General features: G+C 59.2%; 17 protein-coding genes and 1 tRNA gene. 12 read left to right on the forward strand and 6 right to left on the reverse strand.

The features are described 5' to 3' along the window. Nucleotides 1-107: 107 nt before the first annotated feature. On the forward strand, nucleotides 108-1,094 hold the full coding sequence (locus AC1RPZ_RS25095) for a GlxA family transcriptional regulator (RefSeq protein WP_493140293.1): 987 nt from the start codon (nucleotides 108-110) through the stop codon (nucleotides 1,092-1,094). A gap of 7 nt (nucleotides 1,095-1,101) precedes the next feature. Here AC1RPZ_RS25095 and AC1RPZ_RS25100 read toward each other — a convergent pair whose 3' ends face one another. Next, nucleotides 1,102-1,491 (reverse strand): hypothetical protein, encoded by a 390-nt coding sequence (locus AC1RPZ_RS25100; protein ID WP_493140295.1) that lies wholly within the window; start codon nucleotides 1,489-1,491, stop codon nucleotides 1,102-1,104. A gap of 442 nt (nucleotides 1,492-1,933) precedes the next feature. Here AC1RPZ_RS25100 and AC1RPZ_RS25105 point away from each other — a divergent pair, with 442 nt between their 5' ends. The 9 genes from AC1RPZ_RS25105 (at nucleotide 1,934) to AC1RPZ_RS25145 (ending at nucleotide 13,485) form a co-directional block, all read left to right on the forward strand. Further along, nucleotides 1,934-2,305: a DUF6124 family protein gene (locus AC1RPZ_RS25105; protein ID WP_493140297.1), complete on the forward strand. Its 372-nt coding sequence runs from the start codon at nucleotides 1,934-1,936 to the stop codon at nucleotides 2,303-2,305. Nucleotides 2,306-2,460: 155 nt separating this feature from the next. After that, a complete protein-coding gene (locus tag AC1RPZ_RS25110) occupies nucleotides 2,461-3,633 on the forward strand; it encodes an MFS transporter (protein ID WP_493140299.1) in 1,173 nt (390 codons plus the stop codon). Between the two features lie 213 nt (nucleotides 3,634-3,846). Then, the gene (locus tag AC1RPZ_RS25115) at nucleotides 3,847-4,281 is read left to right on the forward strand and encodes a response regulator (protein WP_493140301.1); all 435 of its coding nucleotides are present in this window, start codon (nucleotides 3,847-3,849) and stop codon (nucleotides 4,279-4,281) included. Nucleotides 4,282-4,454: 173 nt separating this feature from the next. Further along, entirely contained in the window at nucleotides 4,455-5,102 is a 648-nt protein-coding gene (locus AC1RPZ_RS25120; RefSeq protein ID WP_493140303.1) for a response regulator, read from the forward strand. After that, nucleotides 5,103-8,348: a transporter substrate-binding domain-containing protein gene (locus AC1RPZ_RS25125; RefSeq protein ID WP_493140305.1), complete on the forward strand. Its 3,246-nt coding sequence runs from the start codon at nucleotides 5,103-5,105 to the stop codon at nucleotides 8,346-8,348. A gap of 254 nt (nucleotides 8,349-8,602) precedes the next feature. After that, nucleotides 8,603-9,229, forward strand: coding sequence for an isochorismate family cysteine hydrolase YcaC (gene ycaC / locus AC1RPZ_RS25130; protein WP_493140307.1), 627 nt, complete (start codon nucleotides 8,603-8,605; stop codon nucleotides 9,227-9,229). 243 nt (nucleotides 9,230-9,472) lie between these two features. Further along, entirely contained in the window at nucleotides 9,473-10,906 is a 1,434-nt protein-coding gene (locus tag AC1RPZ_RS25135; RefSeq protein ID WP_493140309.1) for a mechanosensitive ion channel domain-containing protein, read from the forward strand. A gap of 49 nt (nucleotides 10,907-10,955) precedes the next feature. Next, on the forward strand, nucleotides 10,956-11,795 hold the full coding sequence (locus AC1RPZ_RS25140; RefSeq protein ID WP_493140311.1) for an arylamine N-acetyltransferase family protein: 840 nt from the start codon (nucleotides 10,956-10,958) through the stop codon (nucleotides 11,793-11,795). A gap of 169 nt (nucleotides 11,796-11,964) precedes the next feature. Beyond that, on the forward strand, nucleotides 11,965-13,485 hold the full coding sequence (locus AC1RPZ_RS25145) for a nucleobase:cation symporter-2 family protein (RefSeq protein ID WP_493140363.1): 1,521 nt from the start codon (nucleotides 11,965-11,967) through the stop codon (nucleotides 13,483-13,485). A gap of 158 nt (nucleotides 13,486-13,643) precedes the next feature. On the opposite strand, the gene AC1RPZ_RS25150 is transcribed toward AC1RPZ_RS25145, so the two are convergent. Beyond that, nucleotides 13,644-13,719: transfer RNA gene (locus AC1RPZ_RS25150), tRNA-Asn, on the reverse strand. A gap of 242 nt (nucleotides 13,720-13,961) precedes the next feature. Here AC1RPZ_RS25150 and AC1RPZ_RS25155 point away from each other — a divergent pair. Continuing rightward, nucleotides 13,962-14,195: a hypothetical protein gene (locus AC1RPZ_RS25155; RefSeq protein WP_493140313.1), complete on the forward strand. Its 234-nt coding sequence runs from the start codon at nucleotides 13,962-13,964 to the stop codon at nucleotides 14,193-14,195. A gap of 6 nt (nucleotides 14,196-14,201) precedes the next feature. Here the strand turns inward: AC1RPZ_RS25155 and AC1RPZ_RS25160 are convergent, their stop codons facing one another. Then, nucleotides 14,202-14,405: a hypothetical protein gene (locus tag AC1RPZ_RS25160; protein ID WP_071550868.1), complete on the reverse strand. Its 204-nt coding sequence runs from the start codon at nucleotides 14,403-14,405 to the stop codon at nucleotides 14,202-14,204. A 128-nt stretch (nucleotides 14,406-14,533) separates the two neighbouring features. After that, entirely contained in the window at nucleotides 14,534-15,730 is a 1,197-nt protein-coding gene (locus AC1RPZ_RS25165) for an amino acid aminotransferase (RefSeq protein ID WP_493140315.1), read from the reverse strand. A gap of 336 nt (nucleotides 15,731-16,066) precedes the next feature. Between AC1RPZ_RS25165 and uvrB the strand changes: the two genes are divergently transcribed. Then, nucleotides 16,067-18,082 carry an excinuclease ABC subunit UvrB gene (gene uvrB / locus AC1RPZ_RS25170; RefSeq protein WP_493140317.1) on the forward strand — a complete coding sequence of 672 codons (2,016 nt, stop codon included), beginning with the start codon at nucleotides 16,067-16,069 and terminating at the stop codon, nucleotides 18,080-18,082. A gap of 119 nt (nucleotides 18,083-18,201) precedes the next feature. Here uvrB and AC1RPZ_RS25175 read toward each other — a convergent pair whose 3' ends face one another. Next, nucleotides 18,202-19,752 (reverse strand): MDR family MFS transporter, encoded by a 1,551-nt coding sequence (locus AC1RPZ_RS25175; RefSeq protein ID WP_493140319.1) that lies wholly within the window; start codon nucleotides 19,750-19,752, stop codon nucleotides 18,202-18,204. Continuing rightward, the gene (locus tag AC1RPZ_RS25180; RefSeq protein ID WP_493140321.1) at nucleotides 19,742-20,788 is read right to left on the reverse strand and encodes an HlyD family secretion protein; all 1,047 of its coding nucleotides are present in this window, start codon (nucleotides 20,786-20,788) and stop codon (nucleotides 19,742-19,744) included. Before AC1RPZ_RS25180 ends, AC1RPZ_RS25175 begins: the two co-directional genes overlap by 11 nt. Nucleotides 20,789-21,004 lie beyond the last annotated feature (216 nt).

Consider the following 21,004-nt stretch of genomic DNA (forward strand, 5'->3'; position numbering starts at 1 on the left):
CGCTCTCTCCTTGGTCTGCATGTTCACACCCGGTTCGGGTGGACGGTTTGACTGTATGCTCGTAGGATTTGGCGTACACGCCAATAAACCCTCGAATTACGCCAATCATGCTGAGCTCACCGAAAACCATTCATGTGCTGGCCTTCGCCAAGGTGCAACTGCTGGATGTCAGCGGACCGTTACAGGTGTTCGCCACAGCCAACGACATCGCCGCTCAGCGAGGGCTGCCGCCACCTTATGCGCCGACGGTGATTGCCGCTGGCGGCGGGGCGGTGATGTCCTCGGGGGGGTTGGCGCTGCTGGCCGAACCGTTGCCGGGGGGGCCTTCCGACACGCTGATCATCGCGGGCGGTTGGGGTGTTTACGCGGCGGCCGAAGACACCGCGCTGGTGGGCTGGGTGCGTCAACAGGCTGCGGTTTCCCGGCGCGTGGCGTCGGTGTGTACGGGCGCCTTTCTGCTGGCCGCCAGCGGCTGGCTCGACGGTCGTCGGGTGGTCACCCATTGGACCCGCTGCGATCAGTTGGCGCAAAAGCACCCAAAACTGCGGGTCGAACCCAACCCGATTTTCATCAATGACGGTCCGGTCTGGACCTCGGCCGGCGTCACGGCCGGCATCGACCTGGCGTTGGCGCTGGTGGAAGCGGATCTTGGGCGCGGGATCGCCCTGGAAGTCGCCCGGCAACTGGTGGTGTTCCTCAAACGCCCGGGCGGCCAGTCGCAGTTCAGCGTGACCCTGGACCTGCAACAGCACGGCAATCGCTTTGATGAGTTGCACGCCTGGATTGCCGAAAATCTCACTCTGGACCTCGGCATCCCGGCGCTGGCCTTGCAAGCCGGTATGAGCGAGCGCAGCTTCATCCGGCACTATCGCGCTGACACCGGCCAGACCCCGGCGCGAGCCATCGAGTTGATCCGCGTCGAAACGGCACGACGATTGCTGAGTGACACCGGAGTGCCGATCAAACGGATCGCCGTGCAATGCGGGTTCGGCAGCGAAGAAACCCTGCGCCGCAGTTTCCTGCGAGCCATGGGCGTGACACCGCAGGCGTATCGCGAGCGGTTTTCGCGGGAGAGTGTTGTTGAGGAGGTTTGAATCGCCCCTAGGCTTCCATTTCCGACGGCTGGTTGAAGTATTTCGAGCGGTCCGGGGTGAAGGTCACGACCATTTTGGTGCTGGAGCAGGTCATCGTCCGTTCCTGAGTCAGGTCGATATCCAGGTCTTCACCGCGCAGGCCTTGCCATTGCGCGAGGTATTTGAGGGAGCCGAACTTATCGCGTTTCTTCAGGCTGCGGCTGACGCCACCTTTCCAGCCGAGTACCGGGAGTTCGCCGGCCAGGCAGCGTTTTGAAAGATCGGGGAATTTAGTGGCACGGTCGCGACCGATTTCCCAGCATTTGATCAGACCCTTGTCTTCGGCTTCCCAAAGTTGATCGCGGGTCAGGCCCGATCGGGGAGGTGCTTTGATGCTGCATTGGATGCGCTGGCTCATTCTGGTTCCTTGAATGCGGGTTTTGTTGAACAGCTCCGCTGTACCCGTTGAGGGGCGATGTTATGAGGCCGGTGGCTGGCTTGCAACTGCATATTTCAGCGTGCGGGATCGCCACGCTCCTACAGATGTGGTGTTGGCCGGGGAATTCTCCGACGAGGTTTTCAGGTTGTGGTTGGGAAGGGCGTGGGACTAGCCTTTGCGGGTCGCTGCCAATTCAGCGGCCGGGTTTGGTCACCCGTTCAATGTCAGGCGCACGAGCGCCAACGTAAGCATGTCGGCGCTTTTTTTTGCACTTGTCGTTATGCTTCGCGGTGGGCTGTGCGCGGGGCACTTTCGAGTGCGCCGGGTGCCTGACTTCCCGGTTGACCAACCTGCGTACCGCCCACCACCCATCGTTTGGTCACGATGCTGGTGAGCTTCATGAATGTCAGGAGTTTCAACCATGGTCAAAATCACCCCCAATCCCCCCGAAAACCCAAGCGTTTCCCCGTACGACTCCCTCGACTCCAGCAAGCTGCATGACGCCGCCGAGCGCGCGTTGGATTACCACTTGCCGCCGTTTACCCCGCCACCGAAACTCGATACCCGGCCGGGTAAAATGTTTGTCGTCATTCCCGATGCCGATAACGAAACCCTGCTGGCCCACGCCAGCGAAACCCTGGCGTCGGTGAATGTGCTGGCCAGCGATCTGGCCTTCGAACTTGAAGGTTCACGGCGTCATGTGGCGTTGGCGATTCAGCAGATGGTTGTGTTGAGCGAATTATTGGTGAATCGGGCGCTGGATAATTTCGATCCGTACGACTCGGACGCGTAGTGCACAACCTGTGGCGAGGGAGCTTGTGCTTTCTCGCTATAGGAACGATCAGCGTTCGGCGCTGTTCCCGACGTTGTCATCGCCATTCAGGTACGTCATTTCTCCGCAACGGCAAATTGTGGCAAGTTGCACATCCCAGCAGAGGATGGAACCCGATGGCAAACCCTTATCGAGCGTTATTCAATGCCCCAGGCAGCCGCGCCTTCGTGCTGGCGGGAATGGTCGCGCGCATGCCGATCTCGATGACCGGCATCGGCCTGATCACCATGCTCTCGCAGTTGCAGGGCGGTTACGCATTGGCCGGATCGGTCGCGGCGACCTTTGCCTTGGCCACGGCGTTTTGCGCGCCGCAGGTGTCGCGCATGGTCGACCGTTTTGGTCAGGGCCGAGTGTTGCCGGTTTCGGCTTTGGTCGGTGGCGGGGCGCTGTTGATGTTGTTGCTTTGTATAAGATTGCAAGCGCCGAACTGGACGTTGTTCGTGTTCGCTGCGCTGGCCGGTTGCATGCCGAGCATGTCGGCGATGGTCCGGGCGCGCTGGACCGAGGTGTATCGCGGCCAGCCGCAATTGCACACCGCGTATGCGCTGGAGTCGGTGCTGGACGAGGTGTGTTTTATCGTCGGGCCGCCGCTGTCGGTGGGGCTGTGCGTGGGAGTGTTTCCCGAGGCCGGGCCGTTGGCGGCGTTGCTGATGTTGGCGCTCGGGGTGACCGCGTTTGTGTTGCAGCGTAGCACCGAGCCGCCGGTGCATCCGCATGACGCGGATCAACCGGGCTCGGTGGTTGGTTCGGCGGATATCCGACTGTTGATGCTGTTGATGGGCGCCATGGGTGCCATCGTCGGGGTGGTGGATGTGGTCAGCGTGGCCTTCGCCCAGCAACAAGGCCAACCGGCAGCGGCGAGCATCGTGCTGTCGGTGTATGCCATCGGTTCGTGCCTCGCCGGGTTGGCGTTCGGCGCGTTGAAACTCAACACGCCGTTGCCTCGGCTGTTTCTGTATGGCGGGGTGGCGACGGCGCTGACCACGCTGCCATTGCTGTGGGCGGGGAATATTCTCGGGTTGTCGCTGGCGGTGTTTGTCGCTGGGCTGTCTTTCGCGCCGACACTGATTGTCGCCATGGGGCTGGTGGAGCGCATCGTGCCGCCAGCCAAACTCACGGAAGGTCTGACCTGGCTGATCACCGGTTTGAGCATTGGCGTGGCTATCGGTGCAGCCGGTTCCGGCTGGCTGGTGGATGCCTTCGGCGCACGCAGCGGATTCTGGCTGTCGATTGCGGCGGGGACGGTGGTGCTGGGCTCGGCGGTACAAAGCTTTCGCCGGCTCAAGTAAGCGTGCCAGCTCCGTCAGCGCACGGCGGGGCTGCGGATCAACGTGCTGGTGGCGACAGGTGTCATCGGTATCACAGCAAAAAAATTAACAGTAGATGGAACTGTTGCTTTCAGAAAGGTCCTACAGAAACCTCGCGGCATTGCCCTTAGTCTCAGGCGCTCTTGATAAGGGTGGGCGCAAATGGCCGCACCGTCATTGTAGGGTCAATCAACTATGCCGAATAAAGCATTACGTATCCTGATCGCCGATGAGCAGCATTTTCATCGGATGAAAATCGAGCGCAACCTGAACCAGCTCGGTTATTACCGGATCGCTCCCGTGCACTCCCTTGCAGAGCTGCTCAGCGTGGTCGAATACGGCTGTGAGCCGTTTGATCTGGTGATCATCAATGCAACCTTGTGTGCCGGGACCGGCCTGGATCTGGTGGCGTTCTGCCAGGACAACCAGCAAATCCGCCATGCATTGATCTACGATGCCCAGAAAGCCGGGCTGCCCGCGCTGTTCGCCGTCCAGCGGCACAACATCCGGATCAGCCAGGCCCGGGTACCGGACCAAGAGACGCTCGAAGGGCTGATGAACCGCGTCGATATGCCGGTCCACACGGCTGAGCGTGGACACGCCAGGCAGCGCGGCGGTTTGCGCGCCTGAATCGCCAGAGCTCCTCACCAGAGTTCCGCGCTACCGCTCGTCGGCACTGTCAACTCTGACAGGTAGTTTCGCTCCGTTTCTCGTGCAACAGTCGTTGCGCAGCCGTTGTGTCAGCCTTGGCAAATGCCATGGGCGTCATGCCGGGGTTTTTGGGCGTTTCTACAGGAGTTGCCATGAGTTCAGCGCTGATCGTGGATGATCATCCGGTTATTCGGGCCGCCATAAAAATGCTGCTGGCGGTGGTTAAAGACTCTAAAGACAGACTGATGTTCCGGACGATTCTGGAGTCATCCAATGGCGCTCATGCGCTGCAAATGATCCGTGAGCATTTACCTGTTCTGGTGGTGCTGGATCTGAGTATGCCCAAGCTTGGTGGGCTGGACCTGCTGAGCCGTTTGCAGCACGATCGGTTGTCCTGCAGGGTTTTAGTCTTCACCTCCTATGAACCAAGGTTTTATGTCCAGCGCTGCATGAGGGCCGGGGCCTTGGGTTTCGTCGCGAAAACCAATGACCTGGAGGACCTGCGTAAAGCCGTTAATGCGTTGATGTCTGGCTACACGTGTTTCCCTCAGGTGGACACCGACTCAGTGAACCTGGACGCACTGCAACTCAACGAGTTGCAGATGATCGAGAAGCTCTCCGACCGTGAGCTGACCATCTTCCAATTACTGGCGCGTGGCTCCAGCAATAAGGATATTGCCGAGGCCATGCTTCTCAGCCACAAAACCGTCAGCACCTATAAAACCCGTTTGATCGCAAAGCTCAATGTGAAATCCCTGGTTCACTTGAGGGATTTCGCCAAGCGCAATCAGCTGATCTGAATGCACATGAGCCTACGCGTATGGCTGGTGGTGCTGACGTTGCTTGGTATATTCAGTTCAGTGGACAGCTTCGCGGCAAAGCCACAACTTCTCAAACCGCAGGGGCGTTCGGCCGTCGACGGTTACCAGGTTGAACTGGAAGAGGCCGACTGGCGCTGGCTGCGCGAGCAGGGCCGCTTGCGACTGGGCGCTTCGGCACCCGATTACGCGCCGTTCGAAGTCACCATCAACGACAAGTATCTGGAAGGCATCACCGCTGATTTTGCGGTCTTGCTCAGCCAATTGCTGCACATCAAGGTCGAGGTCAAACGCTACAGGTCCCGGGGGGAGGTGATTGCCGCGTTGAAGCAGGGCAATGTCGATCTGTTGGGCACCGCCAACGATTTCGAAGCGGCCGATCCGCAGCTTTTGATGTTGCGTTCTTATGCCGAAGACGCACCGGCGCTGGTCACCCGCACGGGCGACAGCGCCAGGCTGACAGCAGGCCTTGCGGGTCAGCGGGTAGCGATGCTAGATCATTACTTACGGTCTGAAGCGGTCGAGGCGGTTTATCCCAAGGCGCACTTGCAACTGTATGACTCGACATTGAGTGCCATCGGCGCCGTGGCCTTCGGCGGTGCCGATGTCTACCTCGGCGACTCCATCAGTGCCAGTTACCTGATCAATAACAATTACCTGAACAATGTGCAGTTGGCGGGTTTCGCCCGGCTGGACGTCAACGCGTTCGGCTTTGCAGTGAGTGCTGACAATCCTCGCTTGCGGCGGATTATCGATGCCGCTCTGGCGGCGATTCCCGTGCAAGAGCGCATGACCATCCTGCGCCGCTGGAGTGCCGGCAGTAGTTTGAACAGTGCGCAACGCTTGCAATTGAGTGCCAGTGAACAACGTTGGCTGGATAGCCATCAGTCGGTCAGGGTCGGGGTGATCGACAATTTTGCACCGTTGTCTTTTTATGACGATAAAGGTGAGTTCAGAGGCCTCAGCGCCCAGGTCCTGGACAGGATCAGCCTGCATACCGGGCTGAAGTTCAAGCTCGTGCGCGGCAATTCGTTGTATCGGCAAATAGAGCAGGTCAAGCAAGGCGGGCTCGACCTGCTGGCAGTGATTACCCCGAGCACCGAGCGTCAGGCAGAACTGCGTTTCACTCGACCGTACCTGATCAATCCCTTTGTCCTGGTCAGTGCAGGCGGGGCTCGGGATCCGGCGACGCTGGACGACATGAGCGGCAAGCGATTGGCGATCTACAGCGGTCATACGCTGCGCGAGGTCATTCTGGCGCGGGTTCCCGGTGTGCGCTTCATCGATGTGCAAACCCCCGCCCAAGGCATGGAACTGGTCGCCAAGGGCCAAGCCGATGCGGCGTTAAGTTCGTTGATCATCGCGCGCTACCTGATCGCCCGGGAGTACCGTCAGGCTCTGGCGATCACCAGTACGGTCGGCACTGAGCCGGCGCACATCAGCTTTGCGACCAACCGCGGAGCCCTGGAGCTCTACTCGATCCTGAATAAAGCCCTGTTAAGCATTTCCCCGGAAGAAATGGATGAGTTGGCCAATCGCTGGCGCAATGAATTGCCGCTGGATGACAGCTACTGGTCGCGTCACCGCACCACCATCATTCAGGGGTTTCTGGCCGCAGGGCTGCTGTTGCTGTTGGCGCTGGGCTGGATTGCCTACCAGCGTAACCTGATCCGCAAACGCCAGCAATTGCTGCGGCAAGTGCAGCAAGCCCGGGACGCGGCAGACGATGCCAACCGGGCCAAAACGACTTTCCTGGCAACCATGAGCCATGAAATCCGTACGCCGATGAATGCGCTGATCGGCATGCTTGAGCTGGCGATGAAGCGAGCTGAAGAGGGCGTGACCGACCGTTTTGCGATTGAGGTCGCGTCGAACGCAGCGCAGCAGTTGCTGGAGTTGATCGGCGATATTCTGGACATCTCGCGGATCGAGTCGGGGCATTTGTCCCTGGCCCCGGAGCGAGCGAATCTGTTGGCACTGGTCGGTTCGGTGAGCAAGGTCTTCGAAGGCCTGGCGCGGCAAAAGAACCTGCTCTGGCAGGTCGAGCTGGATGCCCGAAGTCACTGTGACGTACTGATTGACCCCATGCGTTTCAAGCAGATCGTTTCCAACGTGCTGAGTAACGCGATCAAGTTCACCCGCGCAGGACAGATTCGCCTGACGCTGCGGGTAGAGCCCGGTGCCGTTGACGGGTATCTGGCGATCAGCCTGCGTATCGAGGACAGCGGGATTGGCATCAGTAACGTCGATCAGCAACGCCTGTTCAATCCGTTTGTTCAGGCCTCCAATAGCCCGCAGGATGGTCGCAGTGGCTCAGGTCTGGGCCTGGTCATCAGCCGTTCACTGTGCGAGATGATGGGCGGGCAATTGCACTTGAGCAGTGTGCTGGGCAGCGGTACCCAGGTCGATATCAGCCTTGAGGTGCTGGCACTGCAGCCGCTGGCCGAGCAGCCGACAACAGAGACTGCACCGATGGAGCCGGGGCGTTCGTTGAACATTCTGGTGGTTGACGACTACCCGGCCAACCGCCTGTTGCTGTCACAACAATTGAGCTACCTGGGGCACCGTGTTCTGACGGCCAACGACGGCGAACAGGGGCTGGAATACTGGCGTGAGCATTCGTTCGACGTGGTGATCAGCGATTGCAATATGCCTAACCTCAGTGGCTACGAGTTGGCAGGGGTGATTCGTGACGAGGAACGGGCCAATGGGTACACGCCTTGCCTGATTCTCGGTTTCACCGCCAACGCTCAACCCGAAGAAAAGATCCGCTGCATGGACGCGGGGATGGACGATTGCCTGTTCAAGCCCATCAGCCTGAAGGATCTGAAAAGCCGACTGACGGGCAGAGCATCGGACGCTCGTGAACCGACACGGGCCGAAACGACACAGGTCTCAGGCGCTGAGATCGACCTCAGCAGTCTTGAACGGCTGGCCGGGGATGACCGCCATCTGATCAATAATTTGCTGGCTGACCTGGCCACCAGTAACGCCGAGGACCTGACACGTTTACAGGGCTTTTACAGCCAACGTGACCGCATGGGTTTGCGCGACCTGGCTCATCGGATCAAGGGCGGTGCGCAGATGGTCAAGGCGCAGCGCCTGGTTCGCTGTTGCGAACAGCTGGAAGTCGCGTGCGGCAGACGCGACGACACCTTGTTGAGCCAGGCGGTGCAAGCCTTGCAAGACGCCATGGCGTGTCTGGCTCAGCACCTGGAGCAACGCTGAGCGGTTCTGCTCAATCCCACCGAGCAAGAGATTCACCAGACCTTCGCCGATTTTCAGTCGGGGCAGTTCGGTCGGATGAGTGGTTGAGCTGATTACTGTTGCTGCATGGCATGGCATGGCATTGCAGCTATGCGTGACTATGCTTGCTTGGCCGCGATTTAACGAATACCCGATGCCGCTTCGGCGGCACGAACTCAACCCGGTTTTACTTACGCCGGCCTGTTCGGCATCGATAAAAAGCGAGGACTACTGCAATGACTGCCTCTTACAAACGTCTGGACAAAAACAACGCCGCCGTTCTGCTGGTCGATCATCAGGCGGGCCTGCTGTCGCTGGTGCGCGACATCGAACCGGACAAGTTCAAGAACGACGTGCTGGCGCTGGCTGATCTGGCCAAGTACTTCAAACTGCCGACCATCCTCACCACCAGTTTCGAAACCGGCCCCAACGGCCCGCTGATGCCCGAGCTCAAGGCACTGTTTCCGGACGCGCCGTACATCCCCCGCCCGGGCCAGATCAATGCCTGGGACAACGAAGACTTCGTCAAGGCCGTCAAGGCCACCGGCAAGAAGCAACTGATCATCGCCGGTGTGGTGACTGAGGTTTGCGTGGCGTTCCCGGCGCTGTCGGCACTGGCTGAAGGTTTTGAGGTGTTCGTGGTGTCGGATGCTTCCGGTACTTTCAATCAAGTGACCCGGCATTCGGCCTGGGACCGCATGTCGTCCTCGGGCGCACAACTGATGACCTGGTTCGCCCTGGCCTGTGAGCTGCACCGCGACTGGCGCAACGATGTGGAAGGGCTGGCGACCTTGTTCTCCAACCACATTCCGGACTACCGCAACCTGATGACCAGCTACAACGCGCTGACCAACAGCAAGTAACAATGGTCGGGTGGCGTACACAGATCCTGTATACACCACCGATCAACTGTGGGAGCGAGCCTGCTCGCGATAGCGGTCTGACAGTCACTGTATAGGTGTCTGTTCCACCGTCATCGCGAGCAGGCTCGCTCCCACAGGTTTTTGGGTGTCCGGTCAGTAGCGTTCTTCTCGCATAATCAATTCCTCCTACACTGTGCCCAATCTGTGCGATCTTCACGCCATTGGCTTTGCTGGAGTTGCTTGATGCTGTCCTTTCTTACTGATCACCCGCTGTTTTGCGCTTTGGCGCTGATTCTGGTCGACATCCTGCTGTGGCGGTTGGTCAGTGTCAGTCACTGGCAGCTGGTCGTGCGGCTGGTGATTTTTTCGTTGTTCAGCGCGGTGCTGTTCAACGAAGGCATGAACCCGATGGATGTGGCACCCTGGCCAGAGAACGTGCCACTGCACCTGGCCGCGACCGGATTGCAGATCGGCTGGTGGCTGTTTGGCGCGCGGACTCTGACGGTGTTGCTCGGCACGGTGTTGATGCAACGGGTCGGGCATACCGGTCGGCTGCTGCAGGATTTGCTTGGCGCGGTGATTTTCCTGATCGCGATCATTGCCGCCCTCGCGTATGTGCTCGACCTGCCGGTCAAAGGCGTGCTCGCAACTTCCGGTGCCCTGGCGATCATCGTCGGCCTGGCATTGCAGAGCACCCTCAGCGACGTGTTTTCCGGCATCGTGCTCAACACCACCAAACCTTATCAACTGAATGACTGGATCTCCATCGACGGCACCGAAGGCCGGGTCACCGACATCGACTGGCGGGCCACGCGGCTGCAAACCGCCCAGGGCAGCATGGCGGTGATTCCCAACTCGTTGGCGGCCAAGGCCAAAATCATCAACTTCAGCCGGCCCAGCGACATATTCGGCATTACGATCAGCCTGCAGCTGAGTCCCCATGCGCGCCCGCACACGGTGATCGAAGCGCTGGAGCGGGCGATACAAGGTTGCCGGCAGCTGCTCGGCAAGCCGGCGCCGAACGTCTCCTTGAAAAGCTCCAGTGCCAGCGGCGTGGAGTACGAGATCATCGGATTTGTATCGTCCATGGGGCAAAAGCGCGAAGTGCGCAATCTGCTGTTCGATCTGGCGTTCCGGCATTTGCGCGCGTCGGGCGTCAGCCTGTTGTCGACCGCAGAAACCGCAACACCACCGGGCCTTTCGCGGCCAAGGGCGTTACTTGAAAGTTCGAGTATTTTCTCGACCTTGCGTTCGGAAGAGAAAGACACCTTCAGCCAGAACATGACGCTCATCACCTTCCACGCGGGGGAAATGATCCTGCCGGCGGGCGAGGTCAGCGATCACCTGTTCATCATCGAGTCGGGCGTGGTGTCGGTGGCCTTGAGCCGTGGCGGCAAAAAGTTCGAAGCCGGACGCATGGGGCCGGGCGAGGTGATCGGCGAGGCCGGTATCCTCTCGGATAAATCGGTGCCAGCGGACTTTTCGGCCAAGACCCTCTGCACCCTGTACCGGATCGAGAAGGAGTACCTCAAACCCTGTCTCGACGCCCGCCACGACATCAACGAAGCGATGCAAACGTTGCTGGATTTCCGTTTGCACACTGCACAAACCCTGACTCAGGAAGTACCGAAGGTGGTGGAGAAGAAGGGTTTCTTGCAGTGGTTGCGCAATCGTTGATCCAGTGCAGACGAGGGTTTACGTGATACCCGTACACAAGGAGCCACTGATGATCCAGCCTGAATTATCGAATGTTGACCTCTACCTGAGGCGCCTCGGTTACGACACACCGCCGCCGCCCACGCTCGACACCCTTTGCGAGTTGCAATCACGGCATACCGCGGTTTTCCCCTTTGAAACCTTGTCGACGATGCTGTGGGTTCCGGTGCCCATCGACCTGCCTTCGGTAGAGCGCAAAGTCTTGCATGAGGGCCGTGGTGGTTACTGTTACGAGCTCAACAACATGTTCCTGGCCTTGCTTCAGCAACTGGGGTTCGAAGCGCGGGGGATTACCGGGCGGGTGGTGATGGGCGGTCCCGAGAACGCGTTGACCGCGCGCACTCACCGCTTGAGCCTGGTGACCCTGGACAGGGTTCGTTATATCTCGGATGTCGGCTTCGGCGGCATGGTGCCCACGGCGCCACTGCGTCTCGATACTGAAGACGAGCAGCCTACCGCTCATGAGCCGTATCGTATCGTTCGGCAGGACAGCAGCTACATCTTGCGCGCAAAGGTCGCCGGCGAGTGGCGACCGATGTATGTGTTCGATCTACAGGCGCAGTCGGACATCGATTACCAGATCGGCAACTGGTACGTCTCGACCCACCCCGATTCTCCATTCCGGGGGCAATTGAAGGTGGCGCGCACCGGGCCAGGGATGCGTCGCACGCTCAACAACGGCAACTATGCCATTCACCGGATGGGTCAGGAGAGCGAGCGTCGGCAGCTGACGGACGCTGATGAAGTCATTGAGGTGCTGGAGCGCGAGTTCGACATTCGTGTGCCGCAGCATCCAGAGTTGAAGCAGATGCTGGCGCAGTTGGTCAGCTCAAGCGAAAGGCCTGGCTGAGCTCTGGGGCCGCAGGTCGCTCTGCGCGGCGCGTTGGGTAGGGTTGTGGACGATTGCAGCAACAATCCAATCGGGTCACTGGCTGGAAAACTGTATACAACTCTATAGACATTTGTCTTGAGTATTGAATACAGTGTGCGCATAACAAAAAACCAGGGAACCCCCCATGATGAAAACGCCCTCTGTTTCACATCAACGGCCTGAGGATGAAAACCTCGGGGTCGGCGCGAATATGGCTTATGGCCTGCAACACGTTCTGACCATGTATGGCGGTATCGTTGCGGTACCACTGATCATCGGCCAGGCGGCCGGGCTTTCTCCGGCCGACATTGGTCTGTTGATTGCGGCATCACTGTTTGCGGGGGGCTTGGCGACATTACTGCAAACCCTCGGTTTGCCGTTTTTCGGTTGTCAGTTGCCGCTGGTGCAGGGCGTTTCGTTCTCGGGCGTCGCAACCATGGTGGCGATTGTCAGCAGCGGTGGTGAGGGCGGTTTTCAGTCGATTCTGGGGGCGGTGGTCGCTGCCTCATTGATCGGGTTGCTGATCACGCCGGTGTTTTCTCGAATTACCAGGTTCTTCCCGCCATTGGTCACCGGCATCGTGATTACCACCATCGGCCTGACGCTGATGCCGGTGGCGGCGCGCTGGGCCATGGGCGGCAACAGCCACGCCGAGAGCTTCGGCAGCATGTCGAACATCGGCCTGGCGGGATTGACGCTGGTGCTGGTCCTGATGCTGAGCAAGATCGGCAGCGCCACGATCTCCCGTTTGTCGATCCTGTTGGCCATGGTGATCGGTACAGTGATCGCGGTGTTTCTCGGTATGGCCGACTTTTCGACGGTCACTCAAGGGCCGATGTTTGGCTTCCCGACGCCGTTCCACTTCGGCATGCCAACCTTTCACTTCGCGGCGATCCTGTCGATGTGCATCGTGATCATGGTGACGCTGGTGGAAACTTCTGCGGACATCCTGGCGGTCGGTGAAATCATCGGCACCAAGGTTGATTCCAAGCGTCTGGGTAACGGGCTGCGGGCCGACATGCTGTCGAGCATGATCGCGCCGATCTTCGGTTCTTTCACTCAAAGTGCCTTCGCTCAGAACGTCGGACTGGTGGCGGTGACCGGGATCAAGAGCCGCTACGTGGTGGCCACGGGCGGGGTGTTCCTGGTGGTGCTAGGCCTGTTGCCAGTGATGGGGCGAGTGATTGCCGCTGTACCGACTTCCGTCCTTGGCGGTGCCGGTATTGTGTTGTTTGGCACGGTGGCGGCGAGTGGCATTCGTACCCTGTCCAAGGTCGACTACCGCAACAACGTGAACCTGATCATCGTCGCCACTTCCATCGGCTTCGGCATGATTCCCATCGCCGCACCTAACTTCTACGATCACTTCCCAAGCTGGTTCGCAACCATCTTCCATTCCGGCATCAGCTCATCGGCGATCATGGCGATCGTGCTCAACCTGACCTTCAACCATTTCACCGCCGGCAACTCGGACCAGCAGTCGGTATTTGCCGCCGGCACCGAACGGACCCTGCGCTTCCAGGATCTGGCGGCGTTGCGTGAAGGGGATTACTTCAGCGACGGCAAACTGCATGACTGTGACGGGAATGAAGTCCCGGTGATTGTGGATTCGTCTCACGGCCCGATGGAGCATCGATCGGCACATGCCAAAAGCAGTGAGCATGTCTGACGGCTGCACCTGCTAAAAAGGGCTGGCCTGTCGAGTAGACAGACCGGCCCTTTTTGTTTCGTACACAAGGTCTACGACGGCTGGGCCTGCTTCTGATTTCGATCGGCCACAAAAAAGCCCCTGAATCTTTCGATTCAGGGGCTTTCGATACTGCTGTCTGGCTCCACGACCTGGACTCGAACCAGGGACCCAGTGATTAACAGTCACTTGCTCTACCAACTGAGCTATCGCGGAATGCGCCGTATGTTACTGATTAAAAAGGACAAGTCAAGTGTGGATTGCTCGAGTGGCAGATTTTCAGTTGAGCGGTGATGATTCCGGAGGCTGTCAGCCATTGGCGGTTACCAGAATCGTGGCAGAGGTCTACCATGGCCCCCCGGAAGTGGTTTCACGCGCTACCGGCCCTCAGCCGAAAAGGTACGCGTCATGACTCACCAACCACTGATCACATCTTCCCTGCTGCGCGAGGTGTTCGTATGAGCGTCGCACAGATCAGCCTGCCCAAAGGCGTTGGGCCGCATGCCGAGAAGCTCTTCGATGCGATCACGCAGGCGAGCACCGCTGATGAGCTGAATCGCGCTGGCGGTAAGGCCGAAGGGTTTGTACTGGGGCTGGAAAGCACCAAAGCGATCAAAAGTCAGGTCGCCGAATCGCTGTATGTGGCTTATGACGACGCCGCCAGTCAGCGTTCGGCTGAACTGGCGGGCTGATCGACCTTAGCCGCCAAAGGTAAAGGTGCCAAGCAAGAACTTGGCATACAGCGACGTGGCAGCCAGTTGCACCAGCCACAGAGCCAGGCCACCGAGAAACACGCCCAAGGCAACCTGCCACACCAGCCCGCTGCTGCGTTTGGTCTGGTTGCGCGGCACGAAGTGATCCAGGTCTTCATCACGGTCAGCGCGTAAATCATCGTTCTTCATAAAATCTCTCGAAAAGGCAGGGCGCTAGACCATCAGTCTAGAGTGCATGCGCGCCACACTGTTGATTTTCTGGGCTGCAACGAAAAGGGGAAGCCAAACGGCTTCCCCTTTTCTGTCGCGCGTGTGGCTTAGATCACCTGAACGATGGCCTTGGTCACCACGTCGATGTTGTTCTGGTTCAGCGCGGCCACGCAGATGCGGCCGGTGTCCAGGGCATAGATGCCGAACTCGTTGCGCAAACGGGTGACTTGCTCAACCGTCAGGCCGGAGTACGAGAACATGCCGCGTTGACGACCGACGAAGCTGAAGTCGCGGCCAGGTGCATTTTTCGCCAGCAGGTCGACCATTTGCGTGCGCATGCCGCGAATGCGCAGACGCATTTCGGCCAGTTCCTGTTCCCACTGGGCGCGCAGCTCAGGGCTGTTCAGTACGGCGGCAACAATGGCTGCACCGTGGGTCGGCGGGTTGGAGTAGTTGGTGCGGATCACGCGTTTGACTTGCGACAGTACGCGAGCGCTTTCTTCTTTCGACTCGCTGACGATCGACAGCGCGCCTACACGTTCGCCGTACAGCGAGAACGATTTGGAGAACGAGCTGGAAACGAAGAAGTTCAGGCCCGACTCGGCGAACAGGCGCACGGCAGCGGCGTCTTCGTCAATGCCGTCGCCAAAGCCCTGGTAGGCCATGTCGAGGAACGGTACGAGGTTTTTCGCCTTGACCACGTCCAGCACGTTGTTCCAGTCCGCCGGGCTCAGATCGACACCGGTCGGGTTATGGCAGCACGCGTGCAGCACGACGATCGAGCCGGCCGGCAGGGCGTTCAGGTCTTCCAGCAGACCAGCGCGGTTCACATCGTGAGTCGCGGCGTCATAGTAGCGATAGTTCTGAACCGGGAAACCGGCGGTTTCGAACAGCGCGCGGTGGTTTTCCCAGCTTGGGTCGCTGATGGCAACGACGGCGTTCGGCAGCAGTTGTTTGAGGAAGTCAGCGCCGATTTTCAGGGCGCCGGTACCGCCGACGGACTGGGTAGTAACAACCCGGCCAGCGGCGAGCAGTGGCGAGTCTTTACCGAACAGCAGCTTTTGCACGGCCTGGTCGTAGGCGGCGATACCGTCGATCGGCAGGTAGCCACGGGAAGCATGTTGAGCAGCGCGAATCGTCTCGGCTTCGACAACGGCTCGCAGGAGTGGAATTCGCCCCTCCTCGTTGCAATAAACACCGACTCCCAGGTTGACCTTATTGGTACGGGTGTCAGCGTTGAATGCTTCGTTGAGGCCCAGGATTGGATCGCGTGGTGCCATTTCGACAGCGGAGAAGAGGCTCATTATTGCGGCGGCTCTGAATGGAATGTGGAGGGACGTGTAGCGCTCCAGCCGAATGCACTAGAGCGGTGCACAAACGGGGAGCTAGTATAGAGGCCAACACCCGGCGCGGCGACAGGCGTTTCCGCTTTTCGGGCAGGTTTTTTCGGATTATTTTTCGACCGTTCGCCTTATTGTCACGTTAATGGCTAAGGGGCGTGTAGGACGTTTGCCTTGAAACTAGAGGTATTCGGCACCACATCAACGGTTATCATGATTTTTCCCGGCGACATTCGTCGTGAGCGGTCTTCATCGTTCGTGCCCGGTCAGCTCGCGCAGGAATGAACCAAGAGGTACGTTATGTCTGAATTCCAGCTAGTGACCCGCTTCGAGCCCGCCGGCGATCAACCGGAAGCCATCCGTTTGATGGTCGAGGGCATCGAGGCCGGACTGGCGCACCAGACGTTGCTCGGTGTGACCGGTTCGGGCAAGACCTTCAGTATCGCCAACGTGATCGCCCAGGTGCAGCGGCCGACACTGGTGCTGGCGCCGAACAAGACCCTGGCCGCGCAGTTATATGGCGAGTTCAAGGCGTTCTTCCCGAACAATGCGGTGGAGTACTTCGTTTCCTACTACGACTACTACCAGCCCGAAGCCTACGTGCCGTCGTCCGATACGTTCATTGAGAAAGATGCCTCGATCAACGATCACATCGAACAGATGCGGCTGTCGGCGACCAAAGCGTTGCTGGAGCGCAAGGACGCAATCATTGTCACCACGGTGTCGTGCATTTACGGTTTGGGCAGCCCGGAAACCTATCTGAAAATGGTGCTGCACGTCGATCGCGGCGACAAGCTCGATCAGCGCGCCTTGTTGCGCCGTTTGGCGGACCTGCAATACACCCGCAACGATATGGATTTTGCCCGCGCAACCTTCCGCGTGCGCGGCGACGTGATTGATATCCACCCGGCGGAATCCGATTTTGAAGCGATCCGTATTGAGCTCTTCGATGATGAAGTGGAGAAGATTTCTGCCTTCGATCCGTTGACCGGCGAAGTGATTCGCCAACTGCCGCGTTTCACCTTCTATCCGAAAAGCCACTATGTCACACCGCGAGAAACCCTGTTGGGGGCCATCGAAGGGATCAAGGTTGAGCTCCAGGAGCGCCTGGAATACCTGCGCTCCAACAATAAACTGGTGGAAGCCCAACGGCTGGAGCAGCGCACCCGTTTCGATCTGGAAATGATTCTGGAACTGGGTTACTGCAACGGTATCGAAAACTACTCGCGCTACCTGTCGGGTCGTGCCTCCGGAGAGGCTCCGCCGACCTTGTTCGACTACCTGCCGGCCGACGCCTTGCTGGTGATCGACGAATCCCACGTCAGCGTGCCGCAGGTCGGTGCGATGTATAAGGGCGACCGTTCGCGTAAAGAAACGCTGGTGGAATATGGCTTCCGCCTGCCGTCGGCGCTGGATAACCGGCCCATGCGTTTTGACGAGTGGGAAAGTATCAGTCCGCAGACGATTTTCGTCTCGGCGACCCCGGGCAACTATGAGGCCGAGCACGCCGGTCGAGTGATCGAGCAGTTGGTGCGGCCGACCGGTCTGGTCGACCCGCAAATCGAAATCCGTCCGGCGCTGACCCAGGTCGACGACTTGCTCTCGGAAATCACCAAGCGCGTGGCGCTTGAAGAGCGGGTGCTGGTCACCACGCTGACCAAGCGCATGTCCGAAGACTTGACCGACTACCTCGCCGACCACGGTGTGCGCGTGCGTTATCTGCATTCGGACATCGACACCGTGGAGCGGGTCGAGATCATTCGCGATTTGCGTCTGGGCACCTTCGATGTGCTGGTGGGGATCAACCTGCTGCGTGAGGGGCTGGACATGCCGGAAGTGTCGCTGGTGGCGATTCTCGATGCGGACAAGGAGGGCTTCCTGCGTTCCGAGCGTTCGCTGATTCAGACCATCGGCCGTGCGGCACGTAACCTCAATGGCCGGGCGATTCTGTATGCCGACCGGATCACTGGCTCGATGGAGCGAGCGATTGGCGAGACCGAGCGTCGTCGCGACAAACAGATCGCCTTCAACCTGGCCAATGGCATCACCCCAAAAGGCGTATTCAAGGACGTCGCCGATATCATGGAAGGCGCCGTCGTGCCGGGCTCGCGCAGCAAGAAGCGCAAGGGCATGGCCAAGGCTGCGGAGGAAAGCGCCAAGTACGAAAACGAACTGCGTTCACCGAGCGAAATCGCCAAGCGCATTCGTCAGCTGGAAGAGAAAATGTACCAGCTCGCCCGCGACCTAGAGTTCGAAGCAGCCGCGCAGACACGCGACGAAATCGCCAAGATGCGCGAGCGGTTGTTGACCGTCTGATTTGCGATGCCTGAAATGGCCTCATCGCGAGCAAGCTCGCTCCCACAGTTGATCGCGTTGTCCAGGCATGCGCGGTCCAATGTGGGAGCGAGCTTGCTCGCGATAGGGGCGCCGCAGTCTCAATGCGCCTCGCCAGCCTTCAACCCTGCCGGCAACGCCTTGGTCAGCAAGATCGCCAGCATGCTCACCCCCAGCGCAATCCCGACAAAGTGAAACGCATCGTTGTAGGCCATGATCGAGGCCTGCTGATGGGCGATCTCACTGAGCTTGCCCAGCGCCGCCGTCTCACTGCCAAATCGATCAGTCATGCTCGCCATGCGTTCGGCCACTTGCGGGTTGATCGGCACGATCGACTCACGCAAATAATCGAAGTAAGTCTTGGTTCGTGCATCCAATAGGGTGGCGAGCAGGGCGATGCCAATCGCGCCGCCGAGGTTACGCAGAATATTGAACAGGCTCGAAGCGGAGCCTGCATCCTGCGGCAGGATGTAGGCGGTGGCGATCAGCGAGATGGTCACCATGATCAGCGGCTGGCCCAGCGCCCGGACGAGCTGGATCTGATTGAACTGCGGTCCGGCGAAATCCGGGTTGAGCGCGCCCGAAAGAATGCTTGCCAAGCCAAACAGGCCAAAACCGAGCGTGCACAGCCACTTCGGCGAAACGAACTTCATCAGTTTCGGCACCAGCGGAATCAGGAACAGCTGCGGCACGCCCATCCACATGATCACTTCGCCGATCTGCAAGGCGTTGTAGTTCTGGATCTGCGCCAGATATAGGGGCAGCAGATAAATCGAGCCATACAGCCCGACGCCCATGCCCAGGCTGGAAATACTCGATAAACCGAAATTGCGGTTGCGCAAGATGCCCAGATTGATCAGCGGATTGGGCTTGGACACTTGCACGATCACAAAGGTGATCAGGCTCAGCAGGGCGATGCAACCCAGCGTCACGATCAGGTTCGACTCCAGCCAGTCCTTGCGATGACCTTCCTCAAGAAACACCTGCAAGCACCCCAGGCCAACCCCCAGCGTGAGAATGCCTATGTAGTCGGTGCTTTTGAGCAATTCCCAGTGGGCTTCTTTTTTCTCAAGGCCATACATGAGGCCGGCGATCATGATCAGCCCCGGCGGGATGTTGATGTAGAAGATGTACTTCCAGCCCCAGTTTTCCGTCAACCAGCCGCCGAGGGTCGGGCCGATGGAGGGCGCGAAAGTCGCGGTCATGGCGAACATCGCCATGCCTTTGGCGCGATGGTGTTCGGGGAGTTTGATCAGCGTCAGGGTGAACGCCAGCGGGATCAGCGCACCGCCAGTGAAACCCTGCAAGGCGCGGAACACGATCATGCTCTCCAGGCTCCAGGCCATTGAGCAGAGCAGGGAGGCGGCGAGAAACCCCAGCGAAACCCAGACCGCCAGCCGTCGTGCCGAAAGCAGCTGCACCAGCCACGCGGTGAGCGGGATCATGATGATTTCCGCCACCAGGTACGAGGTGGAAATCCACGAGCCCTCTTCCAGTGTCGCTGACAGCGCGCCTTGAATGTCCTTGAGCGAGGCGTTGGTGATCTGGATGTCGAGCACCGCCATGAAGGCGCCGAGCATCACGCTCATCACCGCAATCCAGTCCCGCCGGGTCGGTTCGCCGACCGGGCGGATCAGTTGATCACCGGCCATCGACAGAATCTTTGATGTTCACTTTGACGGTGACCGACATGCCTGGGCGGATCTTGCCGTGCAGCGGATTGTCAGCAGCAAAAGTCAGTTTCACCGGAATCCGTTGTACGACTTTGGTGAAGTTGCCGGTGGCATTGTCCGGTGGCAGCAGGCTGAACTGCGCGCCCGAGGCGGCGAACAGGCTGTTGACCCGGGCTTCGATCGGCGTGTCGCTGTAGGCATCGAAGGTCAGCTCGGCTTTCTGGCCGGGCTGCATGTGGCCAATCTGGGTTTCCTTGAAGTTGGCTTGAATCCAGATGTCCTGATCCGGGACGATCGACAGCAGGTAAGCGCCGGCCTGCACGTATTGGCCATTGCGGGCGGCACGCTGGCCGATCAGGCCGCTGATCGGTGCGTGGATTTCGCTACGGGTCAGGTTCAGTTGGGCTTGGGCCAAATCGGTTTTGGCGTTGGCGATTTGGGCGTCGAGGCGCTTGATCTCGGCCGCCAAAGCGTTGACCTGCTGGCGCTGGCTTTGGGCATCCGCCTGAGCCTTGGCCACTTGCGAGCGGGCGATATGGTTGTCGGCGGAGAGGGTGGTCACCCGTTCTTCCGAGACGTAACCCGGTTTGCGCAGGGTTTGCGCGCGGGACAAATCGATTTGCGAGCGGCCGAGGGTGGCCTGGCTGGCAGCGACCTGGGCTTCGCTGGCGGCGATCAGGCTGGCTTGTTGGGTCAGCTTGCTCTGGGCTTGCAGGCGCTCGGCCTCGCGAGTGGCGAGGGCGGCGTTGGCGCGGTCGACGGCGAGATGAAAGTCGTCGCCTTCGAGTTTGATCAGTAACTGGCCCTTTTCGACATGCTGGTTGTCCTGCACCAGCACTTCCTCGATGCGCGCGCCCAACTGGCTGGAGACGCGGGTAATTTCACCCTGGACATAAGCGTTATCGGTGCTTTCATAAAAACGTCCCTTGAAGAGCCATTGAGCAAAGAAGCCCCCGGCAATCAGCAGGACGATAAACAGGAAAATAAACAGGCGACGCTTGAGTTGGGCAGGCATGGGCAGACTGTAGTCGAGAAAGTGTAAGGAGATTTATCGTTGCGCGAATCTGTCATATAGCCGATAGGCGGTAAATGCCACTTATTGATAATCAGCCATTGAACGGTGCCAGAGCCTTTTGTAGCCTCAACGTTGGCTTAAATGCCCTGCTCACTGGAGCCGGGCGGGCAACGCCTGTTACCATTCGCCCTTTGTTTCATCTCCGCTTTTTATATT

This window comes from Pseudomonas sp. GW822-FHT02D10 (assembly GCF_058802345.1).

Excerpts from the sequence above, each read along its gene's own strand:
- AC1RPZ_RS25105 (WP_493140297.1), top strand. The coding sequence starts at position 1,934 with ATGGTCAAAATCACCCCCAATCCCCCCGAAAACCCAAGCGTTTCCCCG.
- AC1RPZ_RS25115 (WP_493140301.1), top strand. The coding sequence starts at position 3,847 with ATGCCGAATAAAGCATTACGTATCCTGATCGCCGATGAGCAGCATTTT.
- AC1RPZ_RS25165 (WP_493140315.1), bottom strand. The coding sequence starts at position 15,730 with ATGAGCCTCTTCTCCGCTGTCGAAATGGCACCACGCGATCCAATCCTG.
- AC1RPZ_RS25120 (WP_493140303.1), top strand. The coding sequence starts at position 4,455 with ATGAGTTCAGCGCTGATCGTGGATGATCATCCGGTTATTCGGGCCGCC.
- AC1RPZ_RS25180 (WP_493140321.1), bottom strand. The coding sequence starts at position 20,788 with ATGCCTGCCCAACTCAAGCGTCGCCTGTTTATTTTCCTGTTTATCGTC.
- AC1RPZ_RS25100 (WP_493140295.1), bottom strand. The coding sequence starts at position 1,491 with ATGAGCCAGCGCATCCAATGCAGCATCAAAGCACCTCCCCGATCGGGC.
- ycaC (WP_493140307.1), top strand. The coding sequence starts at position 8,603 with ATGACTGCCTCTTACAAACGTCTGGACAAAAACAACGCCGCCGTTCTG.
- uvrB (WP_493140317.1), top strand. The coding sequence starts at position 16,067 with ATGTCTGAATTCCAGCTAGTGACCCGCTTCGAGCCCGCCGGCGATCAA.
- AC1RPZ_RS25135 (WP_493140309.1), top strand. The coding sequence starts at position 9,473 with ATGCTGTCCTTTCTTACTGATCACCCGCTGTTTTGCGCTTTGGCGCTG.
- AC1RPZ_RS25175 (WP_493140319.1), bottom strand. The coding sequence starts at position 19,752 with ATGGCCGGTGATCAACTGATCCGCCCGGTCGGCGAACCGACCCGGCGG.
- AC1RPZ_RS25110 (WP_493140299.1), top strand. The coding sequence starts at position 2,461 with ATGGCAAACCCTTATCGAGCGTTATTCAATGCCCCAGGCAGCCGCGCC.
- AC1RPZ_RS25160 (WP_071550868.1), bottom strand. The coding sequence starts at position 14,405 with ATGAAGAACGATGATTTACGCGCTGACCGTGATGAAGACCTGGATCAC.
- AC1RPZ_RS25140 (WP_493140311.1), top strand. The coding sequence starts at position 10,956 with ATGATCCAGCCTGAATTATCGAATGTTGACCTCTACCTGAGGCGCCTC.
- AC1RPZ_RS25125 (WP_493140305.1), top strand. The coding sequence starts at position 5,103 with ATGCACATGAGCCTACGCGTATGGCTGGTGGTGCTGACGTTGCTTGGT.
- AC1RPZ_RS25145 (WP_493140363.1), top strand. The coding sequence starts at position 11,965 with ATGAAAACGCCCTCTGTTTCACATCAACGGCCTGAGGATGAAAACCTC.
- AC1RPZ_RS25095 (WP_493140293.1), top strand. The coding sequence starts at position 108 with ATGCTGAGCTCACCGAAAACCATTCATGTGCTGGCCTTCGCCAAGGTG.
- AC1RPZ_RS25155 (WP_493140313.1), top strand. The coding sequence starts at position 13,962 with ATGAGCGTCGCACAGATCAGCCTGCCCAAAGGCGTTGGGCCGCATGCC.